The sequence below is a fragment of the Vreelandella subglaciescola genome, from assembly GCF_900142895.1.
GTDB lineage: Bacteria > Pseudomonadota > Gammaproteobacteria > Pseudomonadales > Halomonadaceae > Vreelandella > Vreelandella subglaciescola.
Genome location: NZ_LT670847.1, coordinates 2,602,391 through 2,616,693 on the forward strand (window position 1 = coordinate 2,602,391; position 14,303 = coordinate 2,616,693).

Sequence of the window (14,303 nt, forward strand, 5' to 3'; positions counted from 1 at the left end):
GGGGTTACTCCTGCAGCGGGTTGTGATGTTGCAGCTGGTCGGCCAGCCAGCGGGCGTCGGCCTCGCTCAGCAGCCCTTGCCAGGCGGGCATGGCGGTGCCGGGGATGCCGTTCAGAATCAGCGCGGCCAGCGCCTTTTCGCCGTAGGCCTGCATGCGCGAGGCGTTCAGTGCCGGGCCCAGCCCACCGCGCAGGGTCATGCCGTGGCACGAACCGCAGTCCTGATACAGCAGGGTGCCAAGCTCCGCCTGGCGCGCGGAGGACGGGTCGGCCGCGGCGGTTAGCGCCAAGGTGGCAACGCCCAGCGCCAGCAGCGCCACGGCGACGCGCCGGCAGGCCAATAACGGGCGACGAACAACGGGTGGCGCCATGATCCCCTCCTGATAACAGCGTGGCTTTTTTGTCGCTTCTGACCGCAGTGTTGCCGGCCGGGCGTGAAAGCACCTTGATGCATATCAAGAAAGCCCCGGTTGCCGGGGTTTCACGCGTGCCCTCAGCGCGCATCAGAAAAGTGCCGTTCCGGCAATGTCTCTTTGGGGGTAGGGGCGAGAGGCGTTTGACGTGAATCAACAAGGCAGCCAATAAGCGGCGTTTTCGCGTTAAGACGCATGAGGACTGCATGTTTATACGCCACACTGGCGTCACCTAATAAAAAGCATCTCTACCTGACGAAAACCGTGCAGTCGCATGACATAGAAGAGGTGGAAAAATGACGATGAAAAAGGGATACCGGACGCCGCTGGCCGTGGCCATTGCCGCACTGGCGCTGGGCATGGGAGCCGCTCACGCCCAGCACAAGGACGTTGACGGGGCCAAGGCGGCGTATCAGGGGAGCGAATCGCCCATAGACGCCGAGTCAGCGAAGGTGGTGAGAACCCCCGGCGCGCCGGACTTGACCGAGGCCGAGTTCGAGAAGGCCAAGGAAATGTATTTCCAGCGCTGCGCCGGCTGCCACGGCGTGCTGCGCAACGGGGCGACGGGCAAGCCGCTGACCACGGACATTACTCAGGAGCGTGGTCTGGCGTATCTCAAAACGTTCATCAACTACGGCTCGCCCGCCGGCATGCCCAACTGGGGCACCTCGGGGGACTTCACCGAGGAAGAAGTCGAGCTGATGGCCAAGTACGTGATGCACGAGCCGCCGGTGCCGCCGGAGTTCGGCATGAGCGCCATGCGCGACACCTGGGAGGTGATCGTTGCGCCGGAAGACCGGCCCACCGAGAAACTCAACGACTGGGATATCGAAAATCTGTTCTCGGTCACCCTGCGCGATGCTGGCCAGATTGCGCTGATCGACGGCGACAGCAAGGAGATTCTCAAGATTCTGGAAACCGGCTACGCGGTGCATATCTCGCGCATGTCGGCGTCCGGGCGCTATATCTTCGTCATTGGCCGGGATGCCAAGGTCGATATGATCGACCTGTGGATGGAAGACCCGGGCATCGTCGCCACCATCAAGGTCGGCCTGGAAGCGCGTTCGGTCGAGACGTCCAAGTTCGAAGGCTACGAGGATGACCTGGCCATCGCCGGCGCCTACTGGCCGCCCCAGTACGTGATCATGGACGGCAAGACGCTGGAACCGAAGAAAATCGTCAGCACCCGGGGCATGACCGTGGGCACCCAGGAATATCACCCGGAACCCCGCGTGGCCGCGATTGTGGGCTCTCACCAGCACCCGGAGTTCATCGTCAACGTCAAGGAAACCGGCAAGGTGCGGCTGGTCAACTACGAGAACATGGACGCGCTCTCCACCGTTGAGCTGGACACCTCGCGTTTTCTGCACGACGGCGGCTGGGACAGCTCCGGGCGCTACTTCATGGCCGCGGCCAACGAGTCCAACCAGATTGTGGTGATCGACGCCAAGGACCGCGAGCTTGAGTCCATCGTTGACGTGGGCAAGACACCCCACCCGGGGCGCGGTGCCAACTTTGTTGACCCCGAGTTCGGGCCGGTATGGGCCACCAGCCACCTGGGCGATGCCAGCATTCAGCTGATCGGTACCGACCCCGAAGGCCATCCGGATAACGCCTGGAAGGTGGTGCGCAGCATCGACGGTCAGGGCGGCGGCTCGCTGTTTGTGAAGACTCACCCCGAGTCCGACAACCTCTACGTGGATACCACCCTGAACCCCGATACCGCACTGAGTCAGAGCGTAGCGGTGTTTGATATCAACGACCTGGAGGCCGGCTATGAAGTGCTGCCGATTGCCGAATGGGCCGACGTCGGCGAAGGCCCCAAGCGCGTGGTGCAGCCGGAGTACAACCAGGCCGGCGATGAAGTGTGGTTCTCGGTGTGGAACGCCATGGATCAGCAGTCCGCGCTGGTCATCGTGGATGATGCCACCCGCGAGCTCAAGAAGGTGATCGATGACGAGCGGATCGTGACCCCGACCGGCAAGTTCAACGTGATCAACACCCAGAAAGACATCTACTAGGATCGCCAACCAAAGACCGCAAAATCGTCCGGCGGGCGCCATGCTCGCCGGCTCTTCGGCACACTCACATGCGCCGGAGACAGACACCGGAGGGCCGCTCATGCCGAATCAAATGCACCATCAAACGCGCCATCTTGATCCGCTTGATCCGCGAGAGCTGGACGCCCTCGACCGCCGCCTGCTGGATACCTGCCAGCGCGGTATGCCCGTTGAACCGAAGCCTTTCCTGACATTGGCCCAGCGCCTAAACACGACGGAAAGCGATATTCTGGACCGCCTTGCGCGGCTGCACGCCGTGGGCGTGATCAGCCGTGCAGGGCCGGTGTTTGACCACGCCCGAGCCGGTGCCAGCCTGCTGGCCGCCGTCGCGGCGCAAAAGGCCGAATGCGACGCCGTGGCCGCCGAGATCAACCGCGCGCCGGGCATCAATCATAACTACCTGCGCGACGCCGCCTGCGGCTACAACCTCTGGTTTGTGATGACCGCCCCCGACGAGGCCGAGCTGGACGCACGCCTTGCGGCACTTGAAGTGCGCCTTGATCGGGCGGTGCTGCGACTGCCCATGCTTGAAAGCTTCCATATTGATCTGGCGTTTCCGCTGCCCTGGGACGAGCTGGATAAGACTGAGCTGGATAAGAATGAGCTGGATGCCGAGGCATGCCTATGAACCGCCGGGACGCCGAAAGCGAACGCCGCCTGAAGTGCCTGCTAGAACAGGGCCTGCCGCTGGTGTCGCGCCCCTGGCGTGAGCTTGCCGAGTCGGCCGGTATGAGCGAAGGCGAGGCCATCACCTGCGCCCGGGAATGGCAGGAAGACGGCCTGATCAAACGCATGGGGCTGGTGGTGCGCCACCGCCGGTTGGGCATGGCGGCCAACGCCATGGTGGTGTGGAACGTCGCCGATGAGCACGTCAGCGCCGTGGGCCGGGCGCTTGCCGCAGAGCCGGCGGTGACGCTGTGCTACCGCCGCCCGCGCCGGCTACCCGAGTGGCCGTATAGCCTGTTCTGCATGATCCACGGCGTGCGCCGCGAGCGTGTGCTGGCCGAGCTTGAAGCGATCATCGCCCGCCATGGGCTTGAAGAGGTGGCGCATCAGGTGCTGTTCAGCCACCACGCCTATCGCCAGCGCGGCGGGCGCTACGCGAGCGATCCGCGCTATACCGAGGAGACACGCCCATGACGGCCGCCGAGCTTGACGCCACCGACCGGACGATTATCAACCGCCTGCAGGACGGCCTGCCGCTGGTCGAGCGGCCGTTTGCTCGGGTCGCCGAGGAGCTGGGGCTGGGTGAAGGCCGGCTGTTATACCGGCTGGAGCAGCTGCGCGAGCGCGGCGTGCTGACCCGCTTTGGCCCCATGTACCACGCCGAGCGCCTCGGCGGCGGGTTGACCCTTGCCGCCCTGGCCGTGCCCGAAGACGACTTTGATCGGGTCGTGGAGCAGGTCAATGCCTTTGCCGAAGTCGCCCACAACTACCGCCGCGAGCACGCGCTCAACATGTGGTTTGTGCTGGCCACCGAAACGCCCGAGCGCATCGCCGAGGTCATCAACGAGATCGAGGCCGAAACGGGGTTTGCCGTCTACAACATGCCCAAGGAGGAGGAGTTTCATGTACGACTCCATCTGCCGGTCTGAGCCGGACAGCGTAGCGGCCATACCGGCCTTTGCCCCGGACGCCGTCGATCGCGCCATTGTATTGGCCACCCAGGCGGGGCTACCGCTTTATCCGGACCCCTGGGGGGCCGTGGGCGAGCAGGTCGGCATCGGCGGCGATGACGTGCTCGCGCGCATGCAGGCCATGCACAAGGCCGGGGTGATTCGTCGGGTGGCGGCGGTGCCCAACCATTACCGGCTGGGCTACGTGGCCAACGGCATGAGCGTGTGGGACGTAGACGACGCCGAGATTGACCGTCTGGGTCGTGACGTCGCCGGCGTGGCGGGCGTGAGCCACTGCTACCGCCGCCCGCGCCACCTGCCGCACTGGCCGTACAACCTGTTTGCCATGCTCCACGGCAAAAACCGCGATGAAGTGGAGCGCCAGGCCGAAGCCCTGCGCATCAGGCTGGGCAGCGCTTGCCGGGGCTATCGCATTTTGTACAGCTCGCGGATTTTGAAAAAGACCGGCCTGCGCCTGGCGGGCGCGGGCAAATCATAAGCGGGGGAAGACGCCATGTTTCGTGTCACACGCTATATGCAGTCGCTGTTGGCTCCGGAGATTGGGGTTAATAAAAAAGCACCCCCGGCGCGCAAGCCCAAGGGCCCGGTGGTGATCTGGAATCTGATCCGGCGCTGCAACCTGACCTGCAAGCACTGCTACACCACCTCGGCGGATATCGACTTTGCCGGCGAGCTATCCACCGCCGAGGCGCTCGACGTGCTCGACGACCTCAAGGCGTTTCACGTCCCGGCGCTGATTCTCTCCGGCGGCGAGCCGCTGATGCGCCCGGATATTTTCGAGCTGTCCCGCCGCGCTCGGGAGCTGGGCATTTACACCGGGCTTTCCACCAACGGCACGTTGATTAACGAAACCAACATCGACGCTATCGAAGCGGTGGGCTACGACTACGTGGGCATCAGCATCGACGGCCTGGAAGCCACTCACGACGTCATCCGCCAGCGCAAGGGCGCGTTTCGCGAGTCCATGCACGCGGTCAAGCTGTGCAAGGAACGCGGCATCAAGGTGGGGCTGCGCTTTACCCTCACCCGGGAAAACGCCGACCAGCTGGGCGATATTCTCGAGCTGATCGACTATCACGACGTCGACAAGTTCTACCTGTCGCACCTTAACTACGGCGGGCGCGGCCGTCGTCACAGCAAGAACGACGCCTGGCACGAGATGACCCGGGCAGCCATGACGCAGCTGTTTGATCACTGCCGCGACGAGCTTGAGCGGGGTGTCGTGCGCGAATACGTTACCGGCAACAACGACGCCGACGGCCCCTTTATGCTCCATTGGGCGCAAGAGCACTTCCCCGATCAGCTGCCGGCGCTGACCGAGCGGCTGACGAACTGGGGCGGCAACGCCTCCGGCGAGTGGATCGCCAATATCGACAACCTCGGCAACGTTCACCCGGATACCTTCTGGTGGGATCACCATTTGGGCAGCGTCCGCGAGACGCCGTTTTCCGAGATCTGGCGCGAGACTCAAGACCCGCTGATGCTGGGCTTTCGCCAACGCCCGCGGCCGCTCAAGGGCCGCTGCGGTGAATGCCGCTACCTGCCCATCTGCAACGGCAACACCCGGGTGCGGGCGTGGAAAGTCACCGGCGACCCTTGGGCGGAAGACCCCGGCTGCTACCTGACCAACGCCGAAATTGGCCTGGCGGATGCGCCGGTCCGGCAGCTTCACGCGCCGTTTACCCCGATTCAGGCCGTGGAAATCGTTTAGCGCCGGCCCTCTCTGCAGGACCGGCCTTCAAGGAGTGCTGTCATGGCGTTACATCGCGTGGTATACGACGTGACCGGAGCGACGCTTGCCCCCGGAGAAGTGGCAATAGTGGGGGCCGGCCCCGGCGATCCGGGGCTTTTGACCTTGCGCGCGCTGGCGCTGATCGAGCAGGCCGACTGCCTGGTATTTGACCGCCTGGTCTCGCCCGAGGTGCTGGCGCTGGCCCGGCCCGACGCCCAGCGGTTTTACGTGGGCAAGGCCGCGCGCTGCCATGCCCTGACTCAGGAACAAACCAACACGCTGCTGGTGCGCCTGGCTCGGGAAAATCAGCGCGTGGTGCGGCTGAAAGGCGGCGACCCTTACATTTTTGGCCGCGGCGGCGAAGAGGCCGAAGTGCTGGTGACCAACGGCATTGGCTTTCACGCGGTGCCGGGGATCACCTCGGCCCAGGGCTGCGCGGCCTACGCCGGCTTCCCGCTGACCCACCGCGACTACGCCCAAAGCGTGACCTTCGTCACCGGCCACTGCAAAAGTGACGGCGCGCTGGCGCTTGACTGGCAGGCGCTGGCCACGCCTCATCACACCACGGTGTTTTACATGGGGCTGGCCAACGCCGCGCTGATCAGCCGCGAGCTGCAGCGTCATGGGCTGCCGGCAAGCCACCCGGTCGCGCTGGTGGAGCGCGGCACTACGCCCGACCAGCGCCGGATCATCACCCGCCTTGGCGACATGACGGCGGCCATCGAGCGGGAAGGACTCACCCCGCCCACGCTTATGGTGGTGGGTGAGGTCGTGGCGCTTGCCGATACCTTGATGCCGGCTCAGGTCACGACGCCAGTGCCCGCCGCCGTGCCGGTGCTTGCCGACGCCGCCCGGGAGACAATCGCCTTATGAAACGACTTTGCCACGCCCTCGCCCCGCTGATGCTGATGGCCGCCACGCCGGCGCTTGCGGCAGACGCAGACGCCACCGCCGGGCTGTACCAGACCCACTGCGCCAGCTGCCACGGCGAGGCGCGGCTGGGCGGGGTTGGCCCGGCGCTGCTGCCGGGGAATCTGTCCCGGCTCAAGCCGGCCGCCGCGGTCGAAGTGATTACCCACAGCCGCGCGGCCAGCCAAATGCCGGCGTTTGATGACGTGCTTGATGCCGAGCAAATCAAGTCGCTGGCCGAATGGATTTATCGCCCGCCTGACACCGAGCCGCGCTTTGGCGAGGCCGAGATTTTGGCAAGCCATACCGTGATGCACCCCGACGGCAGCCTGCCGGATAAGCCGCGCTTTGACGCCGATCCGCTCAATCTGTTCATCGTGGTGGAAACCGGCGATCATCACGCCAGCGTGCTTGACGGCGATACCTTCGAGCGCATTCACCGCTTTGAAACCCGCTACGCGCTCCACGGCGGCCCCAAATATACCCCGGACGGGCGCTACGTGTTTTTTGGCTCCCGGGATGGCTGGATTACCAAGTTTGACCTCTACAATCTGGAGGTCGTGGCCGAAGTGCGTGCCGGCATCAACATGCGCAACATTGCCGTTTCCGCCGACGGCCGCTACGTGATGGCGGCCAACTACCTGCCCCACAGCCTGGTGCTGTTTGACGCCCACAATCTCGACATGATGAAAACCTATCCGGTGAAAAACGCCGCCGGCGAAAGCTCCCGGGTCAGCGCGGTGTACGCCGCGCCGCCAAGGGGCAGCTTTATTGCCGCACTCAAGGACATCAAGGAGGTCTGGGAAATCCCCTGGCCGCTGCCCACGGAATCGGTGGTTTCCACCGGGCATATGCAAACCCCGCTGGCGCCGAGCCGGGACCCGGCGTTGGAAAGCTTCAAAGTGCGTCGCATTGGCGTGCCGGACTATCTCGACGACTTCTTTTTCGACCCCGGCTACGAGCACGTCATCGGTGCCTCAAGAGGCGGGCAGGGCGGCATGGTGGTTAATCTCGACAGCGGCGAAAAAGTCGCCGATCTGCCGCTTGAAGGCATGCCGCACCTGGGCTCGGGGATTACCTGGGAGCACGAGGGCCGGCGGGTGATGGCGTTGCCGCATCTGGGCCGGGCCGAAGTGTCGATCATCGATATGCAAAGCTGGGAGTTGATCAAGACGCTTGAGACCGACGGCCCGGGCTTTTTCATGCGCAGCCACGCAAACTCGCCCTACGCCTGGGTCGATGTGTTCTTCGGCCCCCACCGCGACCGCGTCCACGTGATCGACAAGCAAAGCCTAGAGATCGTCAAAACCCTGACGCCCGAACCGGGCAAAACCGCCGCCCACGTGGAGTTTGACCGCGACGGCAAGAAGCTTCTGCTGAGTCTCTGGGAAGACGACGGCGCGGTGATCGTCTACGACGGCGATACCTTGGAGGAGCTTGAGCGCATTCCCATGAGCAAGCCCTCGGGCAAGTACAACGTATGGAACAAGACGCGCTACGAGGAAGGCACGAGTCACTAGAAAATACCCGTCATTAAGGCGCAGCCGAGCCGGTGGCGCTGGCCTTTGAGGCACGGCCGGCGGTACGCTGGTCAGCGGGTTTCACATTTGTCTATTCAGCTACAAAAGGGTGCCAACATGGCCATTTCCAGCTTTAACGATCTTCTCGGTGAGGCACGCAGCCAGCCACGCCCCCAGCGGCTTTTGCTGGTGTTTGCCAAGGCTGAACTGCCGGACTTCCCCGATGAGGAGCAGCGTCGGCAGTTCGAGCAGGGCGAGGGCGGCGTGTTGGCGCCCACGGTGTGTGCGGATAAAACCCCGGACGAGCTGGCGGATATGAACGCGCTGTTAAAAGAAGCGCAGCAGACCGGTGCCGAGTGGGATCTGTTTTTCGTCGCCGGCATGGACGATATTCAGGGCGACGAAGAGATTCAAAACCAGCTGACCAAAATGACCGAGTCGCTGCAAATGGGCAATGTTAGCTCGTTTATCGCCTTTGACAAGCAGGGTGAAGCACTCAACCTGGCTTAATGGGTCGGCTGTGCCAGCCGCTCAAGGGTAATCTCGTCAAAGGCAATCAGCTCGCCGCCGTGGTCTTCAATAAAGGCCTCGGCGGCGTTTTTGTCGGCGAAGGGCGCAAGCGTGTGGCCCATGCTGCCGCGCCGCTCGTGGCCGATGACGTAGACCGCCTCTGCCGCGCGGATAAAGGCGTCATCGTCGGGGCTGTCCCACTGGGTATTGCCCATGTCGTGGACGTAGGCGTGGGAGAGCTGTGCTTCGTTTTCCGGCTGCTTGAGAAAGGTAAACAGCTCGGCGGTGGAGCAGAACTTCAGCGCCCGGGCGTCGCCGCCCATAAAGGCCTCGCCCTTGGGGCCAGGGTGCGCGGTAATGGTCATGCCGCAGACGTGGCAGCTATCGCCGCTGGCGATGGGCTCGGGATCAGCCAGCGCCTCGGGCGTTGACTCCCCGCAGCCGCTAAGAAGCAGAGCCGCGGCCAGCAGCCCGGCGAGGATAAAATAGCGTGGCAAACGTTGCATGGGCATCTCCTCGAGAATATAAAGTTTAGGCGGCGCGGCGCTGAAAGCGCCACAGCGCCAGCCCCAGCGGCAGGGCGGCCCAGCCCAGCAGAAGCGCCGTTAGGGTGGCCGGATGGAACGCCCCGGGGGCGGCAATCGCGGTCACGCCGGCGTGTTCCCGGGCGGCGGCAAAGCCCGCCAGATTCAACAGCCGGAAACACTCGGTGGGGTTCAATAGCAGCAGCCAGGCCAGCCAGTCGCCGCCCTGTTTGACGCTGACCAGCAGCGCTAAAAGCGCCAAATCAAACACCAGCACGAAGAAAAACCACACCCCCAGCGCCAGACCCGCCGCGCGCTGCTTTTCTGTCGCTCCTACGCTGATCAAATAGGCAAAGGCGATAAAGATCCAGCCCAGCAGCACGGTGCTGGCAATCAATAGGCCCATGCCTTGGGCCAGCTCACCCAGTGCGACGCCGTCGGCCCCCAGCGCGATGGTCACCCCGGCGATGCCGAAACCCAGCGTGGTCGCCGCGCCCAGAATCAGCCCGTGGCCGCAGAACTTGCCCAGCAATAGCGCCGAGCGGCTGATGGGATAGGTCAATAGCAGCTGCAGCGTGCCCGCCTCGCGCTCGCCGACCACGGCGTCATAGGCCAGCAGCAGGGCAATCAGCGGAATCAGAAACACCGCCAGGGTGGTCAGGCTGACCAGCGTACTCGCCAGCGAGGTAAAGCCTAGCCCGCCGCTGGCTGCCGCGCCCGCCCAGGCGATGCCCACGGCCATGACAGCGAGTACCAGGGTGATCGACAGCACCCAGCGGTTGCGCAGGCCGTCGCGGAATTCCTTGCCGGCAATAATCAGTATGGCGTTCATGGGTGGGCCCCCCGGGAAAAGTGCTGGTAGAGGTGCTCAAGGGTCGGCGGCTCTACGGCGATATCAGTCACGTCGTGCATCACGGCGAGCTTTCGCAGGGTATCCAGCTTGGCGTATTCGGGCACGGCAAGCTCGGCTCCGCTCGCGTCCTGGGCCAGCAGCGCATGTTCAGGCTTTTGCGTCAGCGCTTGCCAGCCGTCGCCGGTCAGCCGGCCGCGCACGCGGATCATCACCGGCAGCGCGGCCTCGTGGCGCAGGGTTGCCATGCTGCCAAGGGCCAGCCGCTGCCCGCCGCCGAGCACCAGCGCGCGGTCAATATACGGTTCGATGCCCGGCAAAATATGCGACGACAGCACCACGGTGCCGCCGCGGCCGCGCAGCTCGTCAAGGGTGGTGTAGAAGTCTCGGGTGGCCGCCGGATCAAGCCCGGTAGTGGGCTCGTCCAGCAGCACCAGCGAAGGCTCACCGAGCAGCGCCTGAGCCAGCCCCAGGCGCTGGCGCATGCCTTTGGAGTAGGTTTTGACCCGCCGGCGGGCGGCGTGGCCGAGGCCTACTTTTTCCAGCAGCGTGGGCACCTGACGGCGGTCGGCGCGCTTGAGCCGGGCAAAGTAGTCGAGCACCTCCAGGCCGGTCAGCGCTTCATAGAAGCTGACGTTTTCCGGCAGGTAGCCAAGCCGCTGGCGCAGGCTTGCGGCGTGGCGGCTGTCCGGTGCGCCGCCCAGCACCTCAACGCTTCCGCTGTCTGGCGAGAGCAGGCCGAGTATCAGGTGCATGGTGGTGGTCTTGCCCGCGCCGTTGTGGCCTAAAAGGGCCAGCACTTCGCCTTGGCCGGCGCTGAAGCTCAGCGTCTCCAGCCGGGTGAGGTTGCCGTGGCGCAGGGTGACGTCGCTAAACTCAATAACGCTACGTGGCGTGTGGCTCATGGCGCGGTCTCCTCGGCGTTCAGCGGGGCGGGTTGGGTCATCAGCGGGTCGCTGTCGCGCACGCCCTGGGGGCGAAACACCGGGAACTGGCGCTGCACCCAGCGCAAAGCGAGCACCGCCGGGCTGTCCATCAGCACCTTGGCGGCGGGGTAGCGCCACAGCAGGCGGTCCATGGCGTCGTTGGGTTCAAAGGCGGTGTCGCCGACGCCGTCGTCGTCCATGTCCCAGCCCAAGTAGTTGCTCCAGTAGTTGCCGTCCCACGCTTGCGTCCGGGTGGCCACGTACTTGACCTGCTGGCGGTTGTGCAGAAAGGCGTTGCCGGTGACCACGTTGTCTTCGGAGCCGGCGGTGAGGTGAATACCGATATCGCTGCTTTCAAGGCGGTTGTCTTCAAGGCGGTTGAACTGGGCGTTATACACAAACAGCGCCTTGCCGTCGTTGCCGCTGACGGTACCGGCTCCCCCCTGCTGGCGAATATCGCTGATGCGATTGCCGCGAATCGTGGAGTGGGTGATGTTGTTCATCAACATGCCGTAGCGCAGGTCGTTCGTTGAACGGTTGTTGAGCACGGTCAAGCGTTTGGACTGCATCAGCGCGTAGCCGGTGCGGGTGTTGACGGTGACGTTGCCTTCCAGACGATTATCGTGGGCGTACATATAGTGCACGCCGTAGCGCAGATCCTGCATGCGGTTGCCCTGCAGCAGGGTCTCGCGGCTGGTATCAATGTAGATGCCGTCCCGGGTTTGGCGGATGTCGTTGCCGGCTACCCGGACGTTTTCCACGTTGAACAGGTGCACGCCGTTGCCGCGGTCTTGAGAACGCAGCTCGGCGTCGCCGCGGATGACGTTGTCTTGAATCACCGCGTTGTGCACGCCGTCGAGAAAAATGCCAAACCCCGGCCCCTGCAGGCGCGCATTTTGCACCACGCTGCCGGTGGCCTGGCGGGCGATGAAAATGCCCGCGTCCATGGCGGTAAGGTCAGCGCCCCAATTTTCCACGCCAACGCCGTCGATCACAGTATCGGGGGCTTCGATGATCACGGCGTGGCCGGTGCCGCCGCCGTCGATTACCGCGCCGTCTTCGCCGCGCAGCGTAAGCGCGCGGTCGATCACCAAAGGCCCGGGGTAGCGGCCTTTGGGCAATATAACAAGGTCGCCGCCGGCGGCATTGGCCACCAGCGGCTGTAAGGATTGGCCCGGGCTTGCCGTCCAGTCGGCGGCAAGCAGGGTGCCCGGCCAGAGGCTAAGGCTCAGCCCCAGACCTAAAGACAATAGAGGCAAACAGGCCGCCGTCAGGGCGGCCTTGAGTGGGGTCATCAATACGGCACCGATAACGGTGCCGCGGTTACGCTTGGGCATAGGCGTTAGGCCTTTTCCACCAGCATGCGGCCGGTCATTTCCATGTGCATGGCGTGGCAGAACCAGTTGCAGTAGTACCAGTGAACGCCGGGCTTATTGGCCATGAAGGTGACGCTTGAGGTCTGCTGGGGCGAGATTTCCATCTGCACGCCGTGGTTGACCATGCAGAAGCCGTGGGTCAAATCTTCGACCTTGTCCATATTGGTGAGCACCACCGTGACTTCGTCGCCCTGTTTGACCTTGAACTCGGTCATGCCGAACTGCGGCGCTACCGAGGTCATGTAAACGCGCACCTTGTTGCCGTCGCGGATGACCTTGTTGTCGGCTTCCAGATTGATACCATCGTCTTCGGCCATCTTGCGCGTGCTGGCAAAGAAGGGGTCATCGCGGGACCAGATGCGGCTAGGCGTGAGCTGGTCGGCGCGCAGCAGGATACAGTCGTGGGGCTCGGCGTAGGTCGGGCCGTCGTGGACGAGCTTCATCTGCTCGCCGGAGATATCGATCAGCTGGTCGTTTTCCGGGTGCAGCGGGCCTACCGGCAAGAAGCGGTCCTTGGAGAACTTGGACAGCACCACCAGCCACTTGCCATCGGCGTCCTTGGACTCGGTCAGGCTGGCGTGGTTGTGCCCCGGCTGGTAGTGAACGTCGAGCTTCTGGCGCAGGTAGTTGACGTCTTCGCCGTTGTACGCGCGAATGGCGTCGGCAATGTTCCACTTGGCGATCTGGCTGTCGATGAACAGCGTGGTGTAAGCGTTGCCGCGGCCGTCAAAGGTGGTGTGCAGTGGCCCCAGGCCCAGCTCGGGTTCGCCGACGACCGCGTCGCGCGGCTCGATAGCGTCGTCGAAAAGCTCCGACAGCTTGTCGATGGCGATGATCGAAACGGTGGGCGAGAGCTTGCCGGCGGCCATGAAGTACTTGCCGTCGGGTGAGGTGTTGAGGCCGTGGGGGTTTTTGGGCACCGGAATGTAGCGGGTGAACCGGGTGCCGTGGCGGCCGTTGAGTACCGGCACGTCGGAGTCGCCCAGGGTTTCGTAGTCGCCGGCTTTTACCGCGGCTTCAATGGCCTCAACGTCAAACACCACCACCCAGTCGCGCTCGGCGCGCATGGTCTCGGGCAGCGTCATGCCCATTTCCGAGTTGTAGCAGGTCGAGGCGACAAAGCGGCCGGTGTAGTCGGCGTCGGTGTTGTCGAGGTTGCCGTCGACGATCACCTGCCAGGCGACTTCCATGGACTCGGCGTCGATGCCGTTGAACATGGTGGCGTATTTCTCGGGACTTTCCAGATCGCGGCCATCGTTGATCTGCGGAATAGGCAGCTCGGCGTTAGCGAACACGTACTTGGTATACGGCACTTTTTGCAGGCGTAAACCGTGAATCGCCTGGACGTTGGGTACCGTAATGACTTTATCCGTCTTCATGATGTCGAGACGAATACGCGCCACGCGGGTGTTGGCCTTGTCGTTGATGAACAAGTACTTACCGTCGTAGCTGCCGTCTTTCATGGAAATGTGCGGGTGGTGGGAGTCGCCGTTGAGAAAGTGCGCGGAGTCGCCCAGCACTTCGCGGGATTCGTTGGTGATGCCCCAGCCGGTGGCGCTATCGACGTTGAACACCGGAATGCGCATCAGCTCGCGCATGGACGGCACGCCGAGTACGCGGACTTCGCCCGACTGGCCGCCGCTCCAGAAGCCGTAGTATTCGTCGAGATCCCCCGGGGCGACTTCAATCGCGCTCTTTTCTGCCGCTTGCGCCTGGCGGCTGGTCATCAGCGCGCCGGTGCCGAAACCACTGGCCAGGCCCGCGCCGGCCACGCCGGTGACCGCGCTGTTGCGCAGAAAGTGGCGGCGGCCAAGGTTTTTCACGTCGTTTTGCTTCTCGCTCATGTC

General features: G+C 63.9%; 15 protein-coding genes. 9 read left to right on the plus strand and 6 right to left on the minus strand.

From position 1 onward, the window contains the following. Window positions 1-4 precede the first annotated feature (4 nt). Complete coding sequence (locus tag B5495_RS12150; RefSeq protein WP_079554090.1) at window positions 5-370, minus strand: c-type cytochrome; 366 nt, start codon at window positions 368-370, stop codon at window positions 5-7. Window positions 371-714: 344 nt separating this feature from the next. Between B5495_RS12150 and B5495_RS12155 the strand changes: the two genes are divergently transcribed. The 9 genes from B5495_RS12155 (at window position 715) to B5495_RS12195 (ending at window position 8,780) form a co-directional block, all read left to right on the plus strand. Beyond that, window positions 715-2,433 (plus strand): nitrite reductase, encoded by a 1,719-nt coding sequence (locus B5495_RS12155; protein ID WP_172824566.1) that lies wholly within the window; start codon window positions 715-717, stop codon window positions 2,431-2,433. Between the two features lie 100 nt (window positions 2,434-2,533). Further along, the gene (locus B5495_RS12160; RefSeq protein WP_231897185.1) at window positions 2,534-3,100 is read left to right on the plus strand and encodes an Lrp/AsnC family transcriptional regulator; all 567 of its coding nucleotides are present in this window, start codon (window positions 2,534-2,536) and stop codon (window positions 3,098-3,100) included. Beyond that, window positions 3,091-3,612 (plus strand): siroheme decarboxylase subunit beta, encoded by a 522-nt coding sequence (gene ahbB, locus B5495_RS12165; RefSeq protein WP_079554094.1) that lies wholly within the window; start codon window positions 3,091-3,093, stop codon window positions 3,610-3,612. Before B5495_RS12160 ends, ahbB (B5495_RS12165) begins: the two co-directional genes overlap by 10 nt. After that, entirely contained in the window at window positions 3,609-4,067 is a 459-nt protein-coding gene (locus B5495_RS12170) for an Lrp/AsnC family transcriptional regulator (protein ID WP_079554096.1), read from the plus strand. The genes ahbB (B5495_RS12165) and B5495_RS12170 overlap by 4 nt, the downstream gene beginning before the upstream one ends. After that, a complete protein-coding gene (gene ahbB / locus B5495_RS12175; RefSeq protein ID WP_079554098.1) occupies window positions 4,042-4,587 on the plus strand; it encodes a siroheme decarboxylase subunit beta in 546 nt (181 codons plus the stop codon). Before B5495_RS12170 ends, ahbB (B5495_RS12175) begins: the two co-directional genes overlap by 26 nt. A gap of 15 nt (window positions 4,588-4,602) precedes the next feature. Next, entirely contained in the window at window positions 4,603-5,820 is a 1,218-nt protein-coding gene (gene nirJ, locus B5495_RS12180) for a heme d1 biosynthesis radical SAM protein NirJ (RefSeq protein ID WP_079554100.1), read from the plus strand. A gap of 42 nt (window positions 5,821-5,862) precedes the next feature. Beyond that, entirely contained in the window at window positions 5,863-6,714 is an 852-nt protein-coding gene (gene cobA / locus B5495_RS12185; protein ID WP_079554102.1) for a uroporphyrinogen-III C-methyltransferase, read from the plus strand. Then, window positions 6,711-8,270: a nitrite reductase gene (locus B5495_RS12190; protein WP_079554104.1), complete on the plus strand. Its 1,560-nt coding sequence runs from the start codon at window positions 6,711-6,713 to the stop codon at window positions 8,268-8,270. The genes cobA and B5495_RS12190 overlap by 4 nt, the downstream gene beginning before the upstream one ends. A gap of 117 nt (window positions 8,271-8,387) precedes the next feature. After that, window positions 8,388-8,780 (plus strand): ribonucleotide reductase subunit alpha, encoded by a 393-nt coding sequence (locus B5495_RS12195; RefSeq protein ID WP_079554106.1) that lies wholly within the window; start codon window positions 8,388-8,390, stop codon window positions 8,778-8,780. On the opposite strand, the gene B5495_RS12200 is transcribed toward B5495_RS12195, so the two are convergent. Genes B5495_RS12200 through nosZ form a run of 5 tightly spaced genes read right to left on the minus strand, consistent with a single transcriptional unit; the run spans window position 8,777 to window position 14,300 of the window. Continuing rightward, window positions 8,777-9,286: a nitrous oxide reductase accessory protein NosL gene (locus B5495_RS12200; RefSeq protein WP_079554108.1), complete on the minus strand. Its 510-nt coding sequence runs from the start codon at window positions 9,284-9,286 to the stop codon at window positions 8,777-8,779. The two genes, B5495_RS12195 and B5495_RS12200, sit on opposite strands and share 4 nt — an antisense overlap. Before the next feature lie 25 nt (window positions 9,287-9,311). Next, window positions 9,312-10,136 (minus strand): ABC transporter permease subunit, encoded by an 825-nt coding sequence (locus B5495_RS12205; RefSeq protein WP_079554110.1) that lies wholly within the window; start codon window positions 10,134-10,136, stop codon window positions 9,312-9,314. After that, window positions 10,133-11,059: an ABC transporter ATP-binding protein gene (locus B5495_RS12210; protein WP_079554112.1), complete on the minus strand. Its 927-nt coding sequence runs from the start codon at window positions 11,057-11,059 to the stop codon at window positions 10,133-10,135. The genes B5495_RS12205 and B5495_RS12210 overlap by 4 nt, the downstream gene beginning before the upstream one ends. After that, a complete protein-coding gene (locus tag B5495_RS12215) occupies window positions 11,056-12,417 on the minus strand; it encodes a nitrous oxide reductase family maturation protein NosD (RefSeq protein ID WP_197685622.1) in 1,362 nt (453 codons plus the stop codon). The genes B5495_RS12210 and B5495_RS12215 overlap by 4 nt, the downstream gene beginning before the upstream one ends. Window positions 12,418-12,422: 5 nt before the next feature. Then, complete coding sequence (gene nosZ, locus B5495_RS14770) at window positions 12,423-14,300, minus strand: TAT-dependent nitrous-oxide reductase (RefSeq protein WP_172824567.1); 1,878 nt, start codon at window positions 14,298-14,300, stop codon at window positions 12,423-12,425. Window positions 14,301-14,303: the final 3 nt, after the last annotated feature.

What these genes read in the sequence shown, in the direction of transcription:
- B5495_RS12150 (WP_079554090.1), bottom strand. Translation starts at nt 370, where the DNA reads ATGGCGCCACCCGTTGTTCGTCGCCCGTTATTGGCCTGCCGGCGCGTC.
- B5495_RS12155 (WP_172824566.1), top strand. Translation starts at nt 715, where the DNA reads ATGAAAAAGGGATACCGGACGCCGCTGGCCGTGGCCATTGCCGCACTG.
- B5495_RS12160 (WP_231897185.1), top strand. Translation starts at nt 2,534, where the DNA reads ATGCCGAATCAAATGCACCATCAAACGCGCCATCTTGATCCGCTTGAT.
- ahbB (WP_079554094.1), top strand. Translation starts at nt 3,091, where the DNA reads ATGCCTATGAACCGCCGGGACGCCGAAAGCGAACGCCGCCTGAAGTGC.
- B5495_RS12170 (WP_079554096.1), top strand. Translation starts at nt 3,609, where the DNA reads ATGACGGCCGCCGAGCTTGACGCCACCGACCGGACGATTATCAACCGC.
- ahbB (WP_079554098.1), top strand. Translation starts at nt 4,042, where the DNA reads ATGTACGACTCCATCTGCCGGTCTGAGCCGGACAGCGTAGCGGCCATA.
- nirJ (WP_079554100.1), top strand. Translation starts at nt 4,603, where the DNA reads ATGTTTCGTGTCACACGCTATATGCAGTCGCTGTTGGCTCCGGAGATT.
- cobA (WP_079554102.1), top strand. Translation starts at nt 5,863, where the DNA reads ATGGCGTTACATCGCGTGGTATACGACGTGACCGGAGCGACGCTTGCC.
- B5495_RS12190 (WP_079554104.1), top strand. Translation starts at nt 6,711, where the DNA reads ATGAAACGACTTTGCCACGCCCTCGCCCCGCTGATGCTGATGGCCGCC.
- B5495_RS12195 (WP_079554106.1), top strand. Translation starts at nt 8,388, where the DNA reads ATGGCCATTTCCAGCTTTAACGATCTTCTCGGTGAGGCACGCAGCCAG.
- B5495_RS12200 (WP_079554108.1), bottom strand. Translation starts at nt 9,286, where the DNA reads ATGCAACGTTTGCCACGCTATTTTATCCTCGCCGGGCTGCTGGCCGCG.
- B5495_RS12205 (WP_079554110.1), bottom strand. Translation starts at nt 10,136, where the DNA reads ATGAACGCCATACTGATTATTGCCGGCAAGGAATTCCGCGACGGCCTG.
- B5495_RS12210 (WP_079554112.1), bottom strand. Translation starts at nt 11,059, where the DNA reads ATGAGCCACACGCCACGTAGCGTTATTGAGTTTAGCGACGTCACCCTG.
- B5495_RS12215 (WP_197685622.1), bottom strand. Translation starts at nt 12,417, where the DNA reads ATGCCCAAGCGTAACCGCGGCACCGTTATCGGTGCCGTATTGATGACC.
- nosZ (WP_172824567.1), bottom strand. Translation starts at nt 14,300, where the DNA reads ATGAGCGAGAAGCAAAACGACGTGAAAAACCTTGGCCGCCGCCACTTT.